Here is a 16,642-nt window from a genome sequence, read left to right on the forward strand (position 1 = left end):
GTGCTTGCCTCTGTGAACCGCTCGCGCACCTGGCGCGTATAGGGTTCGGTTTTCAACTATCGTTATTTGGTCGATAGCGGATTTTCGGGCGGTGGCAAACCGTCGTCTTATTTCGCTGACTGTTTTTCTTTATGGATTGTGGTATTTCATCGCAAACGCAGGAAAAACCTGTCAGATTTTGCTCTGAATCTGTATTTTGGCGGCCTGTTTTCGCTCGGATGCGTTTTCTGCCCATTGCACACTCAAGAGCCTTCCTGGATGCCGGCAAGTTTTCCACGTGTTACCCCGCCGAAACTGCTTGATGCACTGCGTGCTGAAACCAGTCAGTTGCACGTCAGGCTTGAAAAACGCATGCCGTTTTTTTCATCCGCTCTCGATCACGCTCTTTACCTCCGCCTGCTTCAGGCCTATTACGGCTTTTATGCACCGCTTGAAGCGGTATTGCACGGCAGTGCCTTGGTACCTGCGGAGCTTGTCCCGGCCGAGAGGGTCAAAACACCTGTGCTGGTCGAGGATCTTCGTGCGCTGGGGATGTCCGATCACGACATCGGGCAATTGCCCCGCTGCCAACAGTTGCCCGCCATTGATTCTCCCGGCGCCTGCCTGGGTGTGATGTATGTACTGGAAGGGGCGACATTGGGCGGGCAGGTGTTGCGACGCGAAATAAACAAGCGTCTGGGTCTGGATGGGCAAAGTGGAACGGCCTTTCTCGATGTGTATGGTGCCCGCACCGGACCTCGCTGGAAGGCGTTTCTGAACCATCTGGATGAAGTGTCGCGGGAAGTTGCTTTTAATGATGCTGCCGCGTTTGCAGCGCACTCCACATTTGCATGTTTCGAGCACTGGCTCGAGGGTCAAAAGGTACTGTTATGAGCCAACTCGACAAAGACGCCTTTGAAGTCCTTCTGGCCAATTGTGCGGATGAGCCCATTCAGTTTCCCGGCGCCATTCAACCCCATGGCCTGCTGTTTACCCTTGCAGAGCCCGAGCTGACGATCCTGCAAGTCAGCGCCAACGTGCAGACTGTGCTGGGTCATGTGCCCGAGCAGTTGCTCGGCAAGGGGCTGGACTGTGTGCTGGGCGCTGGCTGGGCCGAGGTGATCAGAAGCGCCAGTGCCCATGATTCGTTCATCGACGCGCAACGCCTGCTGATGTCGATCAACGGCATCGAGTTCGAAGCCTTGTTACACCGCCATCAGGGCGTTCTGGTGCTGGAACTCGAAATTCAGGGCAAGGATGCGCAGTCGGTGAGTTATTCCGAGCGCACCGGCAACATGGGGCGCATGTTGCGTCAACTGCACGCTGCGAGTGATCTGCGGACCCTGTATGAAGTCAGTGTCCGCGAGATCCAGAAAATGACTGGTTACGACCGGGTGCTGATCTACCGTTTCGAAGAGGAGGGCCATGGCCAGGTGATCGCCGAAGCGTCGGCGCCGTCCATGGAGCTTTTCAACGGTCTGTTTTTCCCGGCATCGGACATTCCCGAGCAGGCGCGCGAACTGTATCGCCGCAACTGGCTGCGCATTATTCCCGATGCCGATTACATCCCGGTGCCCCTGGTGCCTCAACTGCGCCCGGACACTCAGCAGCAGCTTGACCTGAGTTTTTCGACGTTGCGCAGTGTTTCACCGATCCACTGCCAGTACATGAAGAACATGGGCGTGCTGTCGTCCATGAGTGTGTCGCTGATTCAGGGCGGCAAGTTGTGGGGATTGATCAGTTGCGGCAACCGCACGCCGCTGTACGTGTCTCACGAGTTGCGCAGTGCCTGCCAGGCGATAGGCCAGGTGCTGTCGCTGCAGATCAGCGCCATGGAAGCGCTGGAAATAAGCCGTCAGCGAGAGGCGAAGGTCAGGGCGCTCGAGCAATTGAATCTGGCCATGGCCGGGTCCGAAGAAAACGTCTTCGATGGCCTGGCGCAGCAACCCCAGTTGTTGATGGATCTGGTCGGCGCGACCGGCGTCGCCATCATCGAAGACCGGCAAACGCATTGTTTCGGCATCTGCCCTGAGCCGTCCGACATACGTGCATTGCATGCCTGGATGATCGCTGGTGGCGAACCAGTGTATGCCAGTCATCATCTATCCAGTGTCTATGCGCCTGCCGAGGCTTATCAGCCAGTCGCCAGCGGCGTATTGGCGATGAGCCTGCCAAAGCCGGTCGACAATGGCGTTATCTGGTTTCGTCCCGAGGTCAAGGAAACGGTTCAGTGGAGCGGTGATCCTAAAAAGCCATTGAACATGGAAAGCTCGGCGGGCGGCATGCGTCTTCGGCCGCGTACCTCGTTTGAGATCTGGAAGGTCGAGATGACCGGGATCGCTACGAAGTGGAGCTACGGCGATGTGTTCGCCGCCAATGACCTGCGCCGCTCCGCCCTGGAAAATGACCTCGCCCGTCAGGTGCGCAGGGAGCAACAGGCTGTTCGCGCGCGTGACGAGCTGGTAGCGGTCGTGTCCCATGACTTGCGTAACCCGATGACGGTCATTTCCATGCTCTGCGGGATGATGCAGAAGTCGTTCAGCTCCGATGGGCCGCATACGTCGCGACGTATTTCCACGGCAATCGATACCATGCAGCAAGCGGCCAGCCGCATGAATGTGTTACTCGAAGACCTGCTCGACACCTCGAAAATCGAAGCGGGCCGCTACACGATTACGCCGCAGCCACTGGAAGTCAGCCAGATATTCGAGGAGGCCTATACCTTGCTGGCCCCGCTGGCGATGGACAAATCCATCGAGATCTCCTTCAACGCCGAGCCTGACCTCAAGGTGCAGGCCGACCCGGAGCGTCTTTTCCAGGTGCTGTCCAACCTGATCGGCAACGCCATCAAGTTCACCCCGAAAATGGGTACGATCGGTGTGGCGGCAATGTCCAACGGCACTGAAATCGTATTCACCGTACGGGACTCCGGCGAGGGCATCCCTCCCGAGCAGTTGCCACACATCTTCGAGCGCTACTGGACCGTCAAGGAAGGCAACCCGACCGGCACCGGCCTGGGCCTGTACATCTCCCAGGGCATCATCAAGGCCCACGGCGGCGAACTGGCTGCGCAAAGCCAGGTGGGCGAGGGCAGCGAGTTCCGCTTCACGGTGCCAATGGCGGTTTGATCGCTTGCTCAGGCTTGCAGTGAGTTTCAACTCAAGCCTGAGTTGCATCAGCCCTGATGCCAGTTGGTAGTCCTTTCGATGTATTCAACGTTCGCTGGAAGTACCTCGCGCAGGAAGGCGAGGTACTTGTCCATCAACGTCTTGCTGGGAAAGCGCGCGGCGAAGCCGGTGGTGATATCGTCGCAATGGATAATGACCATCAGGCGTTTGTGATCGACCGTGACGAATTCGTGCAGTGCCCAAGGGGCGGTTTGTCGATGGTGGACAGGGTTTTCCCAGTTCAGCAGTTTGATGGCAGCGATGAAGGCCATCGCTACCGGGCCGACCAGAAAGAGCAACGATCCGGTCAGGACGACGACGAATCCGAATACCAGCATGACGAAAATGGCGATGCCCTTGAAGAAGCTCGAGGCGAAGTCGGGATAGTGGAGGTAGTACTCGACCGTGGCGCCGTCGGTTTTCAGGGTGTAGTTGTAGATGGTTTTTTGGCGGACCATCAAACCAACATAGTAGGCATAATTCGCGGCGATGACTGAAGTGAACACAGCCGCCCAGTGTGGCTCCTGAGTGAATAACTCCCACCATACCCAAACATTGAACAAGAGCATAGCTACGTGACCCAGCCCCAAAAATAATTGCATTCGCATAATTTCTCTTGGGGGATGCGCGATTGCTTTGATTGACCAGTTCAGGACGTCGTTGCCTATCAAGCGAGGCAAGAGTGTTAAAGGTGGCTCTGCGATGCATTCGTCTTCTCTGAAAACGGATTTTGAGTGCGGCAATTTTTGAGGTGTATTCATGTCTTTAATTCGCAATTTCAAGCATTAGAACACCGGCTCGGCTAGAAGATTTCACTTCAAGTTCAGCTTCAGTTAGGCCATCGAAAGATGTACTGCCTTTAGTGTCAAGTTCTAGCTGAAATGAATAGCCCGTATCGCTCTGGCCGGAATTTGTCAGGTGCGGTGGGTAATGTATTTGCAACTCCAGATAGCTGGCGTCCTTATCAAGCGGCACCCAAGTTTCCCAAATGACATCCTCGTTTTGAGGTGGCATCAGAGGGTAAGTAAAGTCTTCATAAGCTTTGCCTGCAGGCTTGTTGGTAAGCGTCCCGAACTGTTTGACGTTCCTGAATTGTCCTCGGTCCAGAAAATCTGCTTGGACTGAGCGGTCTATTTTTTCTACAGGTAGCACGCCCCACGGTCGCTTGCTGCTAATGACGTTAACAGATACAGATGACCCGCGCAGTGTACCCGGTAGACGAACCTGTATGCCGGCACCATTCTGTACAGCAACACTGATGTAATCACCTTTGCCAAGATATCGGTCTTCGTAATGTACGGTGCTTTTTACATAAATTTGTGGGCTTAGTTGTATTTGCAATAAGCTACGTATCTCATTATTTTGCTCTTGGGCGGTATTTGCGTGTCGGTGCTCTGGAATCCGTGACCAACAGCATTTACGTAGCCACCAGCCAACGCTATCTTGTTTGAAGTAATTTAATACCATTGTCGCGAAGAGGTAAATCGTTCCTGCTATGAGTAGTGCCAAACTGAACCACGGACTCATAACTACAGTAGTTAGTCTGCTAGCAAGCGATATACCTGTTAGCAATTGAGCGAACGAGGCTAGCCCCATTGCAGCCACAGCGAGCCCCTTTATCACAGTCGCGTTTTTCTCTGCCGAAGTTTTCAGCTTGCTCCGGTCGTTGCTGATGTCGATTGCTTCCAGCGCCGCCGCCGCTATCCCAAACGCCCCCATCGCCACCATCGAACCTCTAAACCCACGTATAGCATCCCCCCAAACCGCATTACCCCGTGCTTTCCAGTAAGCCGCCGACTTATCAAGAATGCCTATGTTATAGCCGCCAATAGAGAGGGGCTTCGCATCCCTGATAACCGCCCACGGCGCTTCAACAAATACCGCCATCAACAGGTTAAAGCTATATCCCAACCCATACGTCACCTTACCGATGTCCTTGGTACTGAAGTCTCCATCCCGAGTAAGGTCGCGATAGGTGAAAGCGGTGTTGATGAAGTTGAGCATGATCACGCCCCAGGTGATCGAGCCGGCAATGCCTCCCAGTCCATCGAGCCAGCGCCTGGCGCTGCTCAGCCATTCTTTGGTGATGGCTTTGCCGGACTGGACGTGCAGGCGAATCTCGTCCTGCAACTGCTTGGCGTATTGGTTGTTCTGAAAGTCGAGCAGGGCCGGCATGCTCAGTTCGTGCAGGCGAAGCTTTTGCTCGAGGGCGCGCAGGTGGCTGGCGATGCTTTTGCGGGGGTTGTAAGCGGTTGGGTAGAGCCAGCTGCGGCGGGTATCGCTGATCTGTTTGTTGAGTACCTGCCACTCACTGATCCAGGTTTTCAGCTTCGCGAGCATGTTGTGATCGATCGCGATACGCGCCGTCGAACCGAGCAGGATCTGGCCGATCAACAGCGTGCGAATCAGTGCAACGATGTTCTGCTGCTTGCCCACTGCCAGGCGGCTGTCGATGGGCACCCAGGCCAGCAGGATACTTTCGAACGTTGCCTTGCCAGCATCGCTGGCCAGTTGGCCGAGGGCTTTGAAGGTGTCCTGAACGGGTTGTTTCAGCGCCTTCATCCACGGCTTGTCGGCAAAGCCCTGGTGATTGAGCGTGCCGTTGAGTTCACCGATGCGGGTGGCCAGGTTGGTGATGTCGCCGAGGCCGTTCAGCAGCGCGTTGGCCTCCTGGTGCAGCGCGTGCTTGAGCGCCGGTGAGAAGCCGTAGCGCAACGTGCCAAACAGGCTGCTGTCGTTGGCTTCCTGCTCGGCAAGCCAGGCGCTGGCGGCGTTGTCCTGAGCGTAGATGATCTGCAGATTGAGCATGACCGTTTGCAGATAAAGCAGGCTTTCAGGGTGTGCGGTGTCGACAAACAGCTTGAGGGGTTCCGTACCCAGATGGGTCGTCCATTGCTGGAAATCGCTTTGCGTGTCACGCACCTGTTTCAGCAGTGTGTCGCCGGTCGGCAGGTGCTGCTGAAGGTACTGACGCGCGCCGCTCAGGTCGACCTCGCGCCGCCATTTGTGGCGATCTTTCCAGGCTTGCAGGGCATCGTCGGAGGGCGCGCTGCCGTATCGCATTTCAAGCGATCTGCGCATCTGCGGACTCTTGAAAATATCCGGTAGCAATAGCACGCCTCCGGGAGCGGTGTTGTTGCCGATCTGCTCTTGTTCAAACATGCATTGTTCAAAATAGGCTTCGACGTCGCTCAGGTACTGATGGGTGAGCGCCGCATTGCCGCGCACCGATGCCGGCAGTTTCTCCGGTTCACTTTCAGCGCCACATAGCGCGGTGACGGTCTGGGCGATCTGGATCTTGTGTTCGTGCCCGGCTTGCCAGTTGCGGTAAGCGGCCTGATCGGCGGCCAGTTGCATGCCCAGATCGTTGAAAATGGCCAGCGGATCTTCGAGGGCGATGAGCAGAGAGCTGTCCTGATCTTCAACGCTGCCCTGCCAGAAAACGTCAGCGCCGATTGGCGAAAACAGTGCCTTAACTTCATCGCTATCCGAAGGCGGGCGAGCAGCAGGAATCGCCGAGTCTGCAAAGCGGTCATCATCAACCACATACTCCTTGTCGATGTCCGCCACCGCCTCGGCGATACGGTTCAACGGCAAGGTATCCGGCTCGGCCATGGTCATGCAGTAGCGTTTCAGATCCAGCGCTTTCATCCATGAAGCGCGGCTTGCCGGATTGGAGCGCAGGTGTTCGCAGATTCGCCACGTCCATTGCTGCGGGGAAAAGGCGATGTGCAGCCGGTTGTTTCGCGGATAGAGCAGGAAGGGTTTGCCATCGTCGGCACTGCTTCGCCGGTCACTGCCGATCTGTGCGTCTGTCCAGATGATGCGGCTCAGATGACCATTGGCGGCTGACGAGAGGTACTCATGAAAGGTGCCGGCCGTTTCGTCATAGACATACACGTAGCCGTCATACAGCTGGCGAAGGGTATAGCTGCGTGTTTTCAGTTTCGGCATAACCGCCCAGCGGCTGCCCTCGAGTAGCGGTTTCAGCTTCTCGGGCGCGGTATCGTAGCGGGAGCGGTCCAGCGCGTAGCGCACTGGCACGATGGCAACGTCAGGGCCGCGGAAAGGGCACAGGCTGGTGGCCGTGGCGGGTGTCTTGGCGAACGTTGCAGCACGTCGTTGAGTATGGGTGCCGGATTTGTCGGTCATGCATGGAATCTCTGCGCAGAAACGGGCGATATCGCGCGTTGTGTGCAGAGGTGCATTCCAAGATATATGCCTACTGTCTATTTATCCATAAAAAACAAATAGATAGAGATTTAAAGCAAAGAAATCGAGCAAAAAAAGCATGAAATAGTGCGCAAACGTCTGCGCACATGCGCTGACTCATACCTGTGTGTTGCAGCGCTTTAAATACAAGCCTTGGTCAGTTTCATGCGGGTATCGGGTGCGCAAAAATCTGCGCATCCCGCTCCACGCCAGCTGCGCAGGATCAAGCTGTCTTCGGCAATGGCGCTCAGGCGGTCCCTGCCACCTTGACTGCCGACGACCGACTGACCCGCAGTGCCACCAGACTGCCGACGATGGTCAGCGCGGCCAGTGAATACAGCGCCAGGGTAGTCGAGCCGGTCTGATCCTTGATCCAGCCCACCAGGTAAGGGCTGAGAAAGCCTGCCATCTGCCCAATCGAGTTGATCAGCGCGAGCCCGCCTGCGGCAACGCTGGCGCTCAGCAGGGCGGTCGGTAATGGCCAGAACATCGGCAGGCTGGTCAGCGCACCCATGGTCGCGATAGTCAGCCCGATGATGGCAACGATGGGCAGCGTCGCGAAGTTGGCGGCGATGATCAGGCCGGTCGCGCCCATCAGCATCGGGACCACCAGATGCCAGCGGCGCTCATTGCGCAGGTCGGCGGAGCGGCCGACCAGCAGCATGAACACGCCTGCCATCAGGTACGGCACGGCGCTGATCCAGCCGATCACGAGTGCATCGCTGAAACCGAGGTTCTTGATGATCGACGGCAGCCAGAAATTGATCGCGTAGACGCCGCTTTGAATGCAGAAGTAGATAAAGCCCAGGATCCATATGAACGGCATGCTCAGCACGGAAGCCACCGAGCTTTTGCCGTGCACCGGACGGCTCAGTTCATCGTTGGTGATATCGGTCTTGACCCGCTGACGCTGTCCGGGCGTCAGCCAGCGGGCATCCTCGACCTTGTCGCACAGCAGAACGAAGGCCAGCACACCCAGCGCCACGGTCGGCACGCCCTGAATCAGGAACATCCATTGCCAGCCGGCCATGCCGCCCTGGCCCGCAGCGAAATGATTGAGAATCCATCCGGAAAACGGGCCGCCCAGCAGGCCGGAGACCGGGATGGCCGACATGAACAGTGCCATGATCCGCCCGCGACGCTGATCCGGATACCAGCGCGAGAGGTACAGCACGATGCCTGGGAAGAAACCGGCCTCTGCCATACCGGTCAGAAAGCGCAGCACGTAGAACTCGACCGGCGTGGTGACGAACATCAGGCAGGTCGAGAAGATTCCCCAGGTAATCATCATCAGACCGATCCAGCGACGCGGCCCGAAGCGGTTCAGCGCCAGATTGCTGGGCAGGCCACACAGCACGTAGCCAATGAAGAAGATACCGGCGCCCAGGCCATAGACCGTCTCGCTGAAACTCAGGGCATCGAGCATCTGCAGCTTGGCAAAGCCGACGTTCACGCGGTCGAGGTAATTGAACAGGTAACAAATGAAGATAAACGGGATAAGGCGCAGGGTGATGCGACGGTAGACAAGATTGCCTTCAGCGTCGCCCACCTCGTGGGTCGAAACAGGTGTCATGGCGGGTGTTCCTCTGTGCTTGTTGTTTTTATATAGCCCGATAGCTATTGGATGCACGCTTGATCATAGGTGGCCGGTGACGAAAACGCTTTGGGGGTTTGCACGGCGGCAGGGGGCATGCGTTGTGTGATTGCACAACGCAGGTACGCGGGGGAGGTTATGGCTTGTGAGTACGCAGCGCAATCACAGCGCCGGGGCCGACGCTCTACTCGACAGCCTCATACGGCAAGCCCACGTAGTTCTCGGCAATGGTCCTGCGCCCGGCTTCCGAGCCGACGTAGTAGTCCAGTTCGGTCTGCTGGATGCGCTGGCTGAAGGCGTCGGTGTCGGGGAAGTTATGCAGCACCGACGTCATCCACCAGGAGAAGCGCTCGGCTTTCCACACTCGGCGCAGGCAGATCTGTGAATACTTTTCCAGCAGGTCAGTGCGGCCTTCCTGATAGACCTTGAGCAGGATGCGGTACAGCGTGCTGACATCGCTGGCCGCCAGGTTCAGGCCCTTGGCACCGGTCGGCGGGACGATGTGCGCGGCGTCGCCGAGCAGGAACAGGCGGCCGTACTGCATGGGTTCAACCACAAAGCTGCGCAGCGGCGCGATGCTTTTCTCGATGGACGGGCCGGTGACCAGTCGCTCTGCCAGATGCTCGGGCAGACGGGATTTGAGTTCATCCCAGAAGCGCTCGTCCGACCAGTCTTCGACCTTCTCGTCGGCACTGACCTGCACGTAATAGCGGGTGCGAATGGCCGAGCGCATGCTGCACAAGGCAAAGCCGCGCGGGTGATTGGCGTAGACCAGCTCTTCGTTGACCGGCGGCGTGTCAGCCAGTACGCCGAGCCAGCCGAACGGATAGACGCGTTCGAATACCTTGAGGGCGTCAGCGGGAATCGATTGCCGTGAGACCCCGTGAAAGCCGTCACAGCCGGCAATGTAATCGCAGTCCAGGCGCACGGTCTCGCCGTCTTTCACGAACGTCAGGTACGGACTATCGCTCTTGAGCTCGTGCGTTTTGACGTCCGTAGCGTTGTAGATCGTCATTGCTCCGGTCGCGGCGCGCGCGGCCATCAGGTCGCGGGTGACTTCGGTCTGGCCGTAGACCATCACCGTCCTGCCATCGGCAAGACTCTTGAGGTCGATACGCTCGCAGCGACCGGCGAACGCCAGCTCGAAACCGTCATGGATCATGCCCTCTGCGTCCATGCGTTCACTGACCCCCGCTTCACGCAACAGGTCGGTCATGCCTTGTTCCAGCACGCCGGCGCGGATGCGCGAAAGGATGTAATCGGGGTCCTTGCGCTCGACGATGACGTTGTCGATGCCGGCACGCTGCAGCAGTTGGCCTAGCAGCAGCCCGGAAGGGCCTGAACCGATAATGGCAACCTTGGTCTTCATGGCGATAGTCCTGTCTTTTGATCCCTGCCAGGTTTAGTCAGCGGGACGTGTTTGTTTTTGTCTCCTGCATTTTTAATGGATGCCGTCGAGATAAGAAGGCAATATCCGCTGCATTATCTGGACTTTCCGAGGGTCCGGACGAGAGAGGGCGACATGGCCAGACCTGCCACAGCAGCGATACCGGTGTTCAAGCTCTATGGGGAAACCACGGCCTGGCCGACCCCGGACCTGATCCACTGCGAGTCGATCCCCGAGCGCAGCAGGATTCACGAATGGGAGATCAAGCCGCATCGGCATGGCGATCTGGTCCAGCTGCTTTACGTGCAGTCGGGCAAGGCGATGCTCAAGGTCGAGGAACGGGTCAGCGAGGTCGAGATGCCTTCGTTGCAGGTCGTTCCCGCACTGAGCGTGCACACCTTCAGGTTCTCCAGAGATATTCAGGGCCATATTCTCAGCCTGGCCAGACCCTTGGTGGAGCAACTCGAGGCTGCGCTCGACGTCTCAGCCCTCAGCGCGGCACGCTGCTATGCGCTCGGGGCGGATGGCGATTATGTGGACACGCTGTTCAATGCCATTGCCAATGAATACCGGCAGCCCAGAGCGGGCCGCGATCTTATGCTGCACTCGCTGGTCAATGTGCTGGCGGTGTGGCTCAGTCGGCGCAGCAGTGAACATGCAGGCGAAGAAACTCATGCGATGGATCGCGGCCGCGAGCATTTGCAAGTGTTCATGCATCAGCTGGAAGCGAGTTTTCGCGAGCACTGGTCGATCGACCAGCATGCTCAGGCGATGGGTATCAGCGCCGCGCATTTGAATGCACTGTGTCGGCGGCTGTGCAACCAGTCGGCCTTGCAGATCATCAGTGAGCGCTTGTTGCTGGAGGCCAAGCGCAACCTGATCTACACCACCCTGACCATCAATCAGGTCTCAGACAGCCTTGGGTTTTCCGAGCCTGCGTATTTTTCGCGCTTCTTCAAGCGCGCTACCGGGCAGTCCCCCAAGGCATTTCGCCAGCAAAAATAGAAACGGGGTGCTCAAGAGCACCCCGTCGGCTTGCCGTACGTCGCTATGCGGTCAGGTTACGACCTGATAGCACGGCACGTACGCCGCGCCGCCTGGCAGCTTCATGCGGTGCTGATCGACGAAGGCCTGCAACAGTTTGTCCAGCGGGCCCATGATCGATGGGTCGCCGTGGATCTGATACGGACCGTGCTGTTCGATCAGGCGAATGCCCTTGTCCTTGACGTTGCCGGCGACGATGCCGGAAAACGCCCGGCGCAGGTTGGCGGCCAGTTCGTGAGTCGGCACATCGTGGTTCAAATGCAGCTTCGACATGTTCTCGTGGGTTGGATCGAAAGGGTGCTGGAAGCTTTCCTCGATCTTCAGCAGCCAGTTGAAGTGAAACGCGTCGTTACGCTCGCGGCGGAACTGCTTCACTTCCTTCAGGCCCTGGGTCATCTGCCGGGCAACGTCTGCCGGGTTGTCGATGATGATCTGATAGTGACGCTGCGCCTCTTCACCCAGCGTGGCACCGACAAACGCGTGCAACTGCTGCAGGTACGGTTCGGTGTTTTTCGGGCCGGTCAGGATCACCGGGAACGGCACATCCTTGTTGTCCGGATGCATCAGAATGCCCAGCAGATACAGGAACTCTTCGGCAGTGCCTGCGCCACCGGGGAAGATGATGATGCCGTGGCCGACGCGCACGAAGGCTTCGAGACGCTTTTCGATGTCCGGCAGGATCACCAGCTCATTGACGATCGGGTTGGGCGCTTCGGCGGCGATGATGCCCGGCTCGGTCAGGCCCAGGTAGCGACCGCCGACGATGCGCTGCTTGGCGTGCGCGATGGTCGCGCCTTTCATCGGGCCTTTCATCACGCCGGGGCCGCAGCCGGTGCAGATATCCAGGCTGCGCAGGCCCAGTTCATGGCCGACTTTCTTGGTGTATTTGTATTCTTCGGTATTGATCGAATGGCCGCCCCAGCACACCACCATCTTCGGCTCGACACCGGCACGCAGGGTACGAGCATTGCGCAGCAGATGGAACACGTAGTCGGTGATGCCCTGGGAATTACTCAGGTCGATGCGCTGGCTGTCCAGTTCGCTTTCGGTATAGACGATGTCGCGCAAGGCGCTGAACAGCATTTCGCGGGTGCTGGCGATCATCTCGCCGTCGACGAATGCATCAGCCGGAGCGTTGAGCAGCTCCAGGCGAACCCCGCGGTCCTGTTGATGGATGCGGACTTCAAAACTCTCGTACGCTTCAAGAATGGTCTTGGCGTTATCGACGTGGGCGCCGGTATTGAGAATGGCCAGGGCGCACTGGCGAAACAGGGTATAGGTGCTGCCTGAACCGGCCGCGCTGAGCTGCTGCACTTCACGTTGGGACAGGGTTTCAAGGCTGCCTTTCGGGCTTACGGTGGCGTTAATCACTTGTCTTGGGATCATTCTATTTTCCATTAGAGCGATGCAGTCGAGCATCAGGATGGTGAATATCGAGAAGATTCACCCCTGTGGGGCCTTTTCTACAGCACTTGGCCGGGAAAGCAAACGCCGGACCGCCGACGTCCCTTATTTGAGCCCCTGTGCGTCATCGCAGGATTGAATCGGCAGGCGAATGCTTTTGAAAGCAGGCACTTGCTTCGCATGACCGTGCGGCTGAATTTTGACGCGGACAACGGGCAATAGTGAACCTGACCCCTTTAACGGAGTCTGTTAGCTGATGGACTTTCTGGACGGCCTGCATGAAAGGGATCATCAGGTGCTTTTTCAACGCGCCTGATAGGCAGACATTCCGTCCGGGCAGGAGTTGCAAAACCGTTGATCACTTGCCGCTCCCATCCTTAGCCGGCCCGTTAAACGAGGCTTTATTTTCATTTCAGATAAAGATAATTATCGCCATGTCTCGTCATTTTTCCGCACTTCTTTCCCGAGCCCCTGGCCTGTTCGCCGTTTCGCGTCGCTTGCTCGGCGCAGGCCTGGTTGGCGCTGCATTGACCGTTGTCATGCCTGGCAGCGCACAGGCCGCCGGCAGCGATCGCTGGGTCAGCGACAGCCTCACTACCTACGTACGCAGCGGACCAACCGATGATCATCGGATTGTGGGGACGCTGAAATCCGGGCAGAAGGTCGAGCTGCTCAGCGCTTCGGGCAAGTTCAGCCAGGTGCGTGGCGAAGGCGGTTCCACCGTGTGGATCCCCAGCAGCGACTTGCAGGAAGTCCCTGGCCAGGCCGAGCGTGTGCCGCAGCTGACTCAGCAGGTTGCCGACCTGACCGAGCAGCTGGCGGGCATCGACAACACCTGGAAGACCCGCGTGCAAGGCATGCAGGAAACGCTGGACGCGCGCAAGAAGCTGGTCGACGAACTGGAGGCGCGCACCAAGACCCTCAACGATCAACTGGCCGACTCTCAGGCTGAGTTGCGTGCGACTCAGGCGCGACTTGGCGACGAGAACAAGCAGGTGATGATGCGTTACATGGTCTACGGCGGCAGCATTGCCGGTGCTGGCTTGCTGGTCGGCCTGATCCTTCCGGCGCTGACCAAGGGCCGCAAGAAGAACGACGGCTGGGTGTAAACCACCTGTGCAACCTCGCATGCCAGCGCGCCGCGCTGGCATGCCGTTCCGCCACGCTGTGCGTTGTATCGAATGCACAGCCGATGTGTGACAAACCTCTCCGAAAATGCCTTTCCCCTGCCGCAATCACGACCCGGCCCACACTCTTCAGGCCTGCCTGGCACAGAGTCCGTGTGCGAAGTTGATGTTCGTTCTACAGTTTCTGCGTGGATGGTCGAAAAACTGAGTGTTGCCCTCACCCTCGCGCTTTGACGCATAGGGGGAGGGTACCGGCAAGTCGTATTGTGGCGCTTTGCCATCAGTTATTATGTGCGTCCTGAAAAATGGGCTGCCGAGTCGGGCCTGAATCGTTTTCAGGCCACGGGTCTCATATTTTCACCCCTCTCCTGTGCAGGAATCCGGATGCTGGCGTACAACCAAAAAAGCTTTCTTATCGTTGATGATTTCTCTGACTTTCGCAGTTCAGTGAGATCGATGCTGCGTGAGCTGGGCGTCAAGGAAGTGGACACCGCCGATACCGGTGAGCAGGCTCTGCGCATGTGCTCGCAAAAGCGTTATGACTTCGTGCTGCACGATTTCAACCTGGGTGATGGCCGCAAGAACGGCCAGCAGGTGCTGGAAGACCTGATGATCGAGCGGCTGCTGAGTTACGAAAGCGTATTCATCATGGTCACTGCCGAAAACAGTCAGGCGATGGTCATGAGTGCGCTTGAGTGGGAGCCGGATGGTTACCTGACCAAGCCGTTCAACCGCGCCGGGCTGGCCCAGCGGCTGGAAAAGCTGGTGCAGCGCAAGACCTTGCTCAAGCCGATTCTGCAGGCCCTCGACCGTCGCAAGCCGGCCGAGGTGCTGGCCGCGTGCGACAAGCTGATCGAGCAGGACCCGCGTTATGCGCCGTTGTGCCTGCGTTACAAGGCCGATGCCTTGCGTGATCTGAAGCAGAACGAGCCCCTGGAAGCGTTCCTCAAGACCATTCTGGCTGATCGGGCCACGCCGTGGGCTTACGGTGCATTGGGCAGCCTGCTGCTCAAGCGCGGCAAGACCGCCGAGGCACAGGCTGTCTACGAGCAGGCGATCAAGGCGTTTCCGACCATGCCTGCGCTGTTCGATGGCCTGGCTGATGTGCTGGTGGCGCTTGGCGATGGCAAACGCGCGCAGTCTGTGCTGGAAAGCGCAGTGCGCCTGTCGCCGCTGGCGGTGCGTCGACAGAAGCTGCTGGGCAAGCTAGCGCTGGGCAACGAGGACTTCGAAAGTGCCTCCAAGGCCTATCGCCAGGCCGTCTCCCAAGGTCAGCATTCGCGTTTCAAGGATCCGGAAACCAATCTGGGGCTGGCTCACGCGTTGATCAGCAAGGGCGGCGATCAGGGTCTTGATGCGCGCACCCGCGTCGAGATCAACAACGCCCTCGTCGACGTTGCCAAGGAGCATGGCGACGATCAAGGTCTGCAAGTGCGCACCCGGCTGATGAAGGCGGCCAGCCTGCAGCATTCGGACCCGGAAGTCGCAGCCAAGCTCACCGAGCAGGCAATGGCCAGACTGGATGGCATGGAGCAGGTGCTCAGTGCCGACGCCGCACTGATGGTGGCTGCGCAACTGAAGCAGCTCGGTCAGGAAGAGGCCGGTGCCGGCGTCTTGAAGAGTTGTGCGGGAGCCTATGGCGACGATCCTGCGGTGATGAAAAGCATTGCCAGCATGACCGATGATCCGGCGATTCTGGGGGCCAGCAAGGCGGCTGTCGATTTCAACCTGCAAGGCGTGCGCAGCTACAAGGCCGGCAACCTCACCGAAGCACAGGCATTTTTCCGCAGTGCGCTTGGCTTGCAGCCGAAGAACATCAGTATCGTGCTGAACATGGTGCAGTCGCTGCTTCACCCTGGACAGGATCTAGGCCAGGCCGGAATTGACGAGTGTCGTGCCAGCCTGACCATGCTGGGCAAGATCCCGGAAAGCGATCCACGCTATGAGCGCTACCACAAACTCAGGGAGAGGGCGTTCAGCGCATGAATGAAGAGACAGAGCAGGGCCTCGACTTTTCCATGGTGATCGCCTCCACGGTGCACGACATGAAGAACTCGCTGGCGACGCTGACCCAGGCGCACAGCCAATGGCAGGCGAAGCTTTCGGTGCAGCAGCGTGACACGCCGGAGCACGGCGTCATCGACTATGAGTTTGCCAACCTCAATGGCATGCTCGTGCAGTTGCTCGGCCTCTATAAACTGGGTGTCAACCAGATGCCGTTGCGTCCGGATTACCACGAACTGGACGATTTCATCGAAGCGCAACTGGCCCATCATCAGGACGTGCTGGGCAGCCGCGGCATTGCCGCCCGTCATGCGATCGATGTGGCAAGCCCCCTGGGCTTTTTCGACCGCGAACTGATCGGCTCGGTGGTGGGCAATATCATCGTCAACGCCATCGGTTTCGCCCGTGAGCAGATCGTTGTCAGTGTTGGTGATGAAGGCGGGCAGTTGAAGATCACCATCAATGACGACGGCCCCGGTTACCCGGCGTATCTGATCGAGCGCCAGACCGAATACGTGCAGGGCATCAACCAGGGCAGCGGCAGTACTGGCCTGGGCTTGTACTTCGCTGCACACATTGCCCAGTTGCATGTACGCAACGGCATGCGCGGACGCATTGAAATCGCCAACGGCGGGGTGCTGGGCGGGGCGATGTTCAGTATGACCCTGCCCTGAGGCAGCGGCCTTGCAACGAGTACCCCGCAACGCCTTGTCAGGATTGCGGG

At 58.2% G+C, this 16,642-nt stretch carries 11 protein-coding genes; 6 read left to right on the top strand and 5 right to left on the bottom strand.

The features are described 5' to 3' along the window. Positions 1-258 precede the first annotated feature (258 nt). Positions 259-873 carry a biliverdin-producing heme oxygenase gene (locus tag KBY08_RS03415; RefSeq protein WP_011268476.1) on the top strand — a complete coding sequence of 205 codons (615 nt, stop codon included), beginning with the start codon at positions 259-261 and terminating at the stop codon, positions 871-873. Further along, on the top strand, positions 870-3,107 hold the full coding sequence (locus tag KBY08_RS03420; protein WP_024661226.1) for an ATP-binding protein: 2,238 nt from the start codon (positions 870-872) through the stop codon (positions 3,105-3,107). Before KBY08_RS03415 ends, KBY08_RS03420 begins: the two co-directional genes overlap by 4 nt. Before the next feature lie 47 nt (positions 3,108-3,154). Here the strand turns inward: KBY08_RS03420 and KBY08_RS03425 are convergent, their stop codons facing one another. From KBY08_RS03425 to pobA, 4 genes are all read right to left on the bottom strand, one after another. Further along, positions 3,155-3,754 (bottom strand): permease, encoded by a 600-nt coding sequence (locus KBY08_RS03425; RefSeq protein WP_177410947.1) that lies wholly within the window; start codon positions 3,752-3,754, stop codon positions 3,155-3,157. A gap of 157 nt (positions 3,755-3,911) precedes the next feature. Continuing rightward, positions 3,912-7,298 carry a T6SS effector BTH_I2691 family protein gene (locus KBY08_RS03430; protein ID WP_159372287.1) on the bottom strand — a complete coding sequence of 1,129 codons (3,387 nt, stop codon included), beginning with the start codon at positions 7,296-7,298 and terminating at the stop codon, positions 3,912-3,914. 307 nt (positions 7,299-7,605) lie between these two features. Then, a complete protein-coding gene (locus KBY08_RS03435; protein WP_024659439.1) occupies positions 7,606-8,931 on the bottom strand; it encodes an MFS transporter in 1,326 nt (441 codons plus the stop codon). Positions 8,932-9,136: 205 nt separating this feature from the next. Continuing rightward, positions 9,137-10,321, bottom strand: coding sequence for a 4-hydroxybenzoate 3-monooxygenase (gene pobA, locus KBY08_RS03440; RefSeq protein ID WP_024659438.1), 1,185 nt, complete (start codon positions 10,319-10,321; stop codon positions 9,137-9,139). 153 nt (positions 10,322-10,474) lie between these two features. Between pobA and KBY08_RS03445 the strand changes: the two genes are divergently transcribed. Continuing rightward, the gene (locus KBY08_RS03445; RefSeq protein ID WP_024659437.1) at positions 10,475-11,344 is read left to right on the top strand and encodes a helix-turn-helix domain-containing protein; all 870 of its coding nucleotides are present in this window, start codon (positions 10,475-10,477) and stop codon (positions 11,342-11,344) included. 51 nt (positions 11,345-11,395) lie between these two features. Here KBY08_RS03445 and ppnN read toward each other — a convergent pair whose 3' ends face one another. Continuing rightward, positions 11,396-12,769 carry a nucleotide 5'-monophosphate nucleosidase PpnN gene (gene ppnN, locus KBY08_RS03450; protein ID WP_024659436.1) on the bottom strand — a complete coding sequence of 458 codons (1,374 nt, stop codon included), beginning with the start codon at positions 12,767-12,769 and terminating at the stop codon, positions 11,396-11,398. A 452-nt stretch (positions 12,770-13,221) separates the two neighbouring features. On the opposite strand from ppnN, the gene KBY08_RS03455 reads away from it, so the two are divergent. The 3 genes from KBY08_RS03455 (at position 13,222) to KBY08_RS03465 (ending at position 16,592) form a co-directional block, all read left to right on the top strand. After that, the gene (locus tag KBY08_RS03455; protein ID WP_003316760.1) at positions 13,222-13,896 is read left to right on the top strand and encodes a TIGR04211 family SH3 domain-containing protein; all 675 of its coding nucleotides are present in this window, start codon (positions 13,222-13,224) and stop codon (positions 13,894-13,896) included. Between the two features lie 402 nt (positions 13,897-14,298). After that, the gene (locus KBY08_RS03460) at positions 14,299-15,900 is read left to right on the top strand and encodes a tetratricopeptide repeat-containing response regulator (protein WP_111522239.1); all 1,602 of its coding nucleotides are present in this window, start codon (positions 14,299-14,301) and stop codon (positions 15,898-15,900) included. Next, positions 15,897-16,592 carry a sensor histidine kinase gene (locus KBY08_RS03465; protein WP_003404311.1) on the top strand — a complete coding sequence of 232 codons (696 nt, stop codon included), beginning with the start codon at positions 15,897-15,899 and terminating at the stop codon, positions 16,590-16,592. Before KBY08_RS03460 ends, KBY08_RS03465 begins: the two co-directional genes overlap by 4 nt. Positions 16,593-16,642: the final 50 nt, after the last annotated feature.

The organism is Pseudomonas sp. P135, from assembly GCF_020312125.1.
Lineage (GTDB): Bacteria > Pseudomonadota > Gammaproteobacteria > Pseudomonadales > Pseudomonadaceae > Aquipseudomonas > Aquipseudomonas fragariae.